5 protein-coding genes and 1 pseudogene are annotated in these 6514 nt (G+C 58.4%); 3 read left to right on the forward strand and 3 right to left on the reverse strand.

Annotated elements, in window-relative coordinates:
- Positions 1 to 107: 107 nt before the first annotated feature.
- The 3 genes and pseudogenes from AC1D2P_RS22970 to AC1D2P_RS22980 form a co-directional block, all read left to right on the forward strand.
- Positions 108 to 1376, forward strand: a complete 1269-nt coding sequence (locus tag AC1D2P_RS22970) for an MFS transporter (protein ID WP_223524962.1) — start codon at positions 108 to 110, stop codon at positions 1374 to 1376.
- 141 nt (positions 1377 to 1517) lie between these two features.
- Entirely contained in the window at positions 1518 to 2861 is a 1344-nt protein-coding gene (locus tag AC1D2P_RS22975) for an OprD family outer membrane porin (protein ID WP_077431894.1), read from the forward strand.
- A 185-nt stretch (positions 2862 to 3046) separates the two neighbouring features.
- A pseudogene (locus tag AC1D2P_RS22980) lies at positions 3047 to 3503 on the forward strand (transposase); the annotation flags it as partial.
- A 567-nt stretch (positions 3504 to 4070) separates the two neighbouring features.
- Here the strand turns inward: AC1D2P_RS22980 and AC1D2P_RS22985 are convergent.
- The 3 genes from AC1D2P_RS22985 to AC1D2P_RS22995 form a co-directional block, all read right to left on the reverse strand.
- Positions 4071 to 5042 (reverse strand): peptide ABC transporter ATP-binding protein, encoded by a 972-nt coding sequence (locus tag AC1D2P_RS22985; protein ID WP_258666402.1) that lies wholly within the window; start codon positions 5040 to 5042, stop codon positions 4071 to 4073.
- A complete protein-coding gene (locus AC1D2P_RS22990) occupies positions 5042 to 6010 on the reverse strand; it encodes an ABC transporter ATP-binding protein (protein WP_027924492.1) in 969 nt (322 codons plus the stop codon). Before AC1D2P_RS22990 ends, AC1D2P_RS22985 begins: the two co-directional genes overlap by 1 nt.
- 10 nt (positions 6011 to 6020) lie before the next feature.
- The coding region (locus tag AC1D2P_RS22995; RefSeq protein ID WP_477811608.1) for an ABC transporter permease subunit at positions 6021 to 6514 on the reverse strand (494 nt) is incomplete at its 5' end.

Consider the following 6514-nt stretch of genomic DNA (forward strand, 5'->3'; position numbering starts at 1 on the left):
GAAAACAGGGACTTGTTTAAGATTAATTCTAATAAATACAGAGATCTTGATCTATGAACTACTCGACAGTATCGATCACTGAGAACCCGAGTGAGGAAAGTCCTGAAATGGCAATTCCACACCCCACCCTCAGCAAGAAATCAGTTGCCGCCGCGGTGGCTGGTAATGCGCTCGAGTTCTATGACTTTGTCATCTATGCGTATTTCGCAATCTACATCGGCAAAGCCTTTTTCCCGGTGTCAGGCGAGTACGGCAGCCTGATGGCAGCGGCAGCGACCTTTGGCGTCGGCTTTCTCGCGCGGCCACTGGGCGGTGTGCTGATCGGCACCTTTGCCGACAAGGCCGGGCGCAAACCGGCAATGATCCTGACAGCGGCCCTGATCACCCTCGGCACGCTGGGCGTCGCCATCACGCCGAGCTACGAAACGATCGGTATCGCGGCCCCCATCTTCGTGGTTTTTTGCCGTCTGCTGCAGGGCCTGGCCCTGGGCGGCGAGCTGGGTCCTGCGACCTCACTGTTGATTGAAGCTGCACCCCCCGGCCGCCGTGGCTTCTACGCCAGTTGGCAAGTCGCCAGCCAAGGCTTGGCCGTTGCCGTGGGTGGCATGCTCGGGGTGGTGCTGTCCCTGAGCCTGAGCACTGAGCAATTGGCGAGTTGGGGCTGGCGGATTCCGTTCCTGCTGAGCCTGGTGCTGATCCCTCTGGTGGTGTACATGCGCAAGTCCCTGCCCGAAACCCATCAGGACACGCAAGAACGCAGCGGTAGCGCGATAGTCGGCGAGGTGCTGCGTAACCACAAAAAGATTTTGATCCTCGGCATGATGCTGTTCGCCTCGATCGCGGTCGCATCGCAGATTGGCAACTACATGGTGAGCTACGCGGTACAGGTCCTGAAGCTGCCGGCAGCGGTTGCTCAAAGCAGTGTGCTGATCGGTGGGATTGTGACCTTTGCCTTTTCCCTGATTGGTGGGCACCTGAGTGATCGTTACGGACGGCGCCTGACCAACATTTTGCCTCGGGTCGCGCTGACCTTGCTGATCGTCCCGCTGTTCCTGTGGCTCACGGGTTCACCAAGCCTGGTCACGTTGCTAACCGTTAATGCGGTACTTGCAGCCCTGACTGCCATGTTTGGCGCGGCGGGTATCGTCCAGGTACCGGAGCTGTTGCCGATCGCTGTGCGCAGCACCGGCCTGTCAATTACCTATGCCATTGGTGCCGCGATATTTGGTGGCAGTACCCAATTCATCGTCACTTGGCTAATTGCTGCAACCGGCAGCCCCATGGCCCCCGCCTGGTACTTGGTCGGTATCAGCATAGTTAGCCTTATTGCCATGCGGATGCTGCCTGAATCACGTGACACCAACGTTCAGGAATAACCGCTGGCACCCCGTGGAAGATTGAATTTTTGCGAAGAGGGAGTTTGAAAAGCGCTCAAAAAGCGCCTTCGGCCTCCCTATAAAACAACAACAATAATTTCAGACGTTTGTCTGTTAACACCACAGTTATAGGCACAGTCAATGTACCGCACAGAAAAGTTGCCAGTATGGTCGGCGGGTATGCTCGCGGCTGTTATTTCAGCGTCGCCGGTTTATGCAGAGGAACATGGGTTTGCCAAAGACAGCACCCTGACGCTCAATACCCGTCAGTGGTATTCCCATGAAATCGGCAGCAAGGCTGTGCACTTCCGCGCACAGACCAATGAAGGCCCCCGCGCGGTGCGAGACCGTACTGCCTGGGTGCAGGGTTTCAAGCTGGATTACATATCCGGTTTCACTCAAGGCCCCCTGGGGTTTGGTCTCGACGTCTCAACCTATTCGGCAGTGGCGCTGGAGCGCAGCCAGCTGGCAACGGCTGGCGGCAGCAACCGCGTGCTGGTGGACAAGGACGGCAATGTGGTCGACGACTGGAGCAAAATCGGCGTGGCGGCGTTGAAGGTAAAACTCGCGCAGACAACGCTCAAAGTCGGTCGGCAGCAGATGTCCAGAACGCCGGTCATGGGTTACGCAGACACCCGGACTCTGCCTGCTTCCTTCGACGGTGTTTCGCTGGAAAGCCATGATATCGACGGTCTGACGGTCAAGTCCGGGTACTTTGACAGAGCATCCCCCAGGACCGGCGCGGGCACTCAGGATCTGACCCCGACCTATACGTACAGGCACGTCACCGGCGATTTCATTGCCTACGGTGGCGCAGACTACGTGACCAAAGGTGGATGGCGCGCCAGTGCCTACCTGTCGCGCTTCGACGATATCTGGGACCGTGAATACTTCGGCCTGGGCAAGAAATACCAGTGGGGCCCGATCAGTACCGACATGCAGTTGGATGTCTATAACACTCAGTCGAGTGGAGCCGAGAAAGGGGGTTATATCGACCAGCAGGCCTACGGCCTGAGCGTCGCCCCGACCTGGAAAAACCATACGCTGAAGTTTGGACTGCAGAAAATCGATGGCGACGAATTCTTCGACTTTGTCGGTGAGTCGAATGCGATCAACCTGCCCAACCTCGGGCTCTCGAACTATAACGGGCCAAACGAAAAGTCGTTCCAGGTTAATTATATGACCGACTTTGCCGCTTACGGCCTGCCAGGCTTGAAGACCTCTATTTGGTACATCAAGGGCTGGGGCATCGATGCTACCCACTACAATGGTGGCTCAAACGGAATGTATGCCGACTTTAAAAAACAGGACAACGAAAACGAGTATGAAGTCGGCACGCTGGCCAGCTACACCTTGCAGTCTGGTAATTTCAAGGGTGCGAGTGTGATGAGCGGCTATGTCTGGCACCGGTCCAGCCCACTCCAGCTGGAAAACAATATCGAAGAGTTCCGCTTGATTATCAACGTTCCCTTCAAAATTCTGTAACCCGAGCAAATGCCAGTAATCAGCAATACTGGAGGAGAATAAGGCGCGTACGGACTTATTCTGGTTTTGTATAAACAGGGTAGCTTTTGATTCAAAAGCACTCACTGCTTTTGGCCGTTTTCTGTCTCTCGCCAAGGGCAGCAATCGGCCCAGAGTGTGTCAAAACGCCTTCGCGAACCCTTGCTATGATTTCTGAGGATTTCATCGCAGGGATCGCCCATGAGCGCTTTATCCGAGGTGAACATCGAGGCCAAGGCACCTTACTTCCAGAGAGCCTCGACGACTACATCAGCGATACCAATCCGGAGCGCGTAGTCGACGTCTTTGTCGACGAACTTGATCTGGTCAATCTGGGTTTTGAAGGTGCCGTTCCAGCCGATACTGGCCGGCCCGCTTACCACCCCGCGATCATGCTGAAGATCTACATCTATGGCTATCTCAACCGCATCCAGTCGATGCCGACGTTTGGAGCGAGAAGCCCAGCGCAACGTCGAACCAATGTGGCTGATCGGGCGTTTTGCACCCGATTTCAAGACCATCGCCAACTTCCGAAAAGACAACAGCAAGGCCATCCGAGGCTTCTGTCGCCAGTTCGTTGTGCTGTGTCAGCAGTTGGGATTGTTCGGAGAAAATCTGGTCGCTTGTCACGATGCCGGCATCACCGCCTATGTGCCCAAACCGATGATCTCTGGAGCCAAGGCTGACGGGCGTTTTAATAACGATGCGTTCATCTATGACGCGGAAAAAACCAATACATCTGCCCGGCTGGAGAGGCGCTGATCTGGTGCGGCGCACTCCCTGACCCGAAAACGGGCCGGGGTGAGCGCGGTGATGAGTTTGAATGTGCTCGCCTACAACCTGAAACGGGTCATGAGAATCAACGGTGCTCACGGTTTGATGAAGGTGCTGTTGGCATAAAAAAGGCTGGTTTTGGCCCATCCCTGAGGCTGTAAAAACAGCGTTGACGTGTTCTAGGTCGAGACTTATGCGACCCACGGCGTTGACTGCGCAATCGCTCAGCCAACGAACGTCGATGATCGAAAGCGATGAGGCCATGAGCGTTTTTACACACTCTGGGCCAATAGCGGACGTTGACGGAGGTCTCCTTTCGCAGGGTTGTCCGTCAGATTTGTCCAGGAAACCCGGGGCGCTCAGTCCGTCGGCTGGCGTGGGGGATGGACAAGGACGCGGCCTGTCAACCCCGGTGGCTCAGTCGCTGATGTCTTCCGCGTAGTGGCAAGCCACCTGGCGGTTATCGAGAGGGCGCAGGGCTGGCTCTTCGGTGCTGCAGCGCTCGGTGGCATACGGGCAGCGCTTGTGGAARGCGCAGCCGGACGGTGGGTTCAGCGGGTTGGGCAACTCGCCGACGATTTTGATTTTCGGCTTGTTCGGGTCCGGGTGAATGGTCGGTGTGGCCGACAGCAGCGCCTGGGTGTACGGGTGCAGMGGACGCTCGTARATGTCGTTCTTCGGACCCATTTCTACCGGGCGACCGAGGTACATCACCATCACGTCATCAGCCACGTGTTGCACCACCGCCAGGTTGTGCGAGATGAACACGTAGGCGGTGTTGAACTCTTGCTGCAAATCCATGAACAGGTTCARCACCTGCGCCTGGATCGACACGTCCAATGCCGAGGTCGGCTCRTCCGCCACCAGCACTTTAGGCTGCAACATCATCGCGCGGGCCAGGGCAATCCGCTGGCGCTGACCGCCGGAGAACATGTGCGGATAACGCTGGTARTGCTCGGGACGCAAGCCCACCTGCTTCATCATCGCCTGGACTTTYTCGCGACGTTCGGACGCACTCAGGTTGGTGTTGATCAGCAGCGGTTCACCGAGCTGATCACCGACTTTTTGCCGWGGRTTGAGCGACGCGTACGGGCTCTGRAACACCATCTGCACGTCTTTGCGCAGTTGCTTGCGYTGGGCCTTRTCGGCGCCGGTGACTTCCTGGCCGGCGATTTTCAAGGAGCCGGAGGACGGCTCTTCGATCAGGGTCARSGCMCGGGCCAGGGTGGATTTGCCGCAGCCTGATTCACCGACGACGGCAAGGGTTTTGCCGGCATGCAGTTCAAACGACACGCCGTTGAGGGCGCGCACGGTCGCATGGCCCTTGAACAGGCCGCGGGACACTTCGTAGTGACGGGTCAGGTCGCGGGCGGTAAGTACGACGGCCATTACGCCACCTCCTGGTTCAGCGGGTAGAAGCAGCGGGCGAGGCTGTGGCTTTTCGGGTCCAGGGCCGGGCGCGTGGCGCGGCAGCTGTCTTGCACATACGGGCAACGCGGCGACAGCAGGCAGCCTTGCGGACGGTCGTAGCGACCGGGAACGATGCCCGGCAGGGTCGACAGGCGTGTGGCACCGAGGCTGTGTTCCGGAATCGCCTTGAGCAGCGCTTCGCTGTAAGGGTGCGCYGGAATGTCGAACAGCTGGGGCACCTGACCGACTTCAACCGCTTGACCGGCGTACATCACGCACACGCGCTGGGCGGTTTCGGCCACGACCGCGAGGTCGTGGGTGATCAGCACCAGGCCCATGTTCTGCTCTTTCTGCAACGCCAGCAGCAGGTCCATGATCTGYGCCTGAATCGTCACGTCCAGGGCGGTGGTCGGTTCGTCGGCGATCAGCARTTTCGGYTCGCCGGCAATCGCCATGGCRATYGCCACACGCTGGCTCATACCGCCGGACAGTTGGTGCGGGTAGGCGTCCATACGGCTGGCGGCGCCGGGGATTTCCACTTTTTCCAGCAGCTCGATGGCACGCTTGCGSGCTTGCTTGCCGGACATTTTCAGGTGCAGGCGCAGCACTTCYTCRATCTGGAAACCGACGGTGTAGCTCGGGTTCAGCGCGGTCATCGGGTCCTGGAAGACCATGGCCAGGTCTTTGCCGACGATTTGCCGACGCTGACGGTTGCTGAGCTTGAGCATGTTCTTGCCGTCGAAGTTCAGGGCGTCGGCAGTGACGATCCCCGGGTGTTCGATCAGGCCCATCAGCGCCATCATGGTCACGGACTTACCCGAACCCGACTCGCCAACGATGGCCAGGACTTCGCCTTTTTCCACGGTAATGTCGAGCCCGTCGACCACCGGAACGGCGTTCTTGTCGCCGAAGCGAACGTTGAGATTCTTGATTTCTAACAGTGACATTTGAATCTCCTCAGGCGGCGTTCTTGAGTTTCGGGTCCAGCGCATCGCGCAGGCCGTCGCCCATCAAGTTGATTGCCAGCACGCTGAGCAAAATGGTCARACCMGGCAGGCTKACCACCCACCAGGCGCGTTCGATGTAGTCGCGAGCCGAAGCCAGCATGGTGCCCCACTCAGGGGTTGGCGGTTGTACGCCAAGGCCGAGGAAGCCCAGTGCSGCGGCATCGAGAATCGCCGARGAGAAGCTCAAGGTSGCCTGAACGATCAGCGGYGCCATGCAGTTCGGCAGCACGGTGATGAACATCAGGCGGGGCAGCGTGGCTCCGGCCAGGCGCGCAGCGGTCACGTAGTCGCGGTTCAGTTCGCCCATCACCGCCGCGCGGGTCAGTCGAACATAGGACGGCAGGGACACCACGGCGATGGCGATCACGGTGTTGATCAGGCCAGGGCCGAGGATGGCGACAATCGCCACGGCCAGCAGCAGCGACGGCAGCGCCAGCATGATGT

It is taken from the genome of Pseudomonas sp. P1_F1_2 (assembly GCF_056405815.1).

Bases quoted from the DNA above. Each gene is read 5' to 3' on its own strand.
- AC1D2P_RS22975 (WP_077431894.1), top strand. From the start codon at position 1,518: ATGTACCGCACAGAAAAGTTGCCAGTATGGTCGGCGGGTATGCTCGCG.
- AC1D2P_RS22970 (WP_223524962.1), top strand. From the start codon at position 108: ATGGCAATTCCACACCCCACCCTCAGCAAGAAATCAGTTGCCGCCGCG.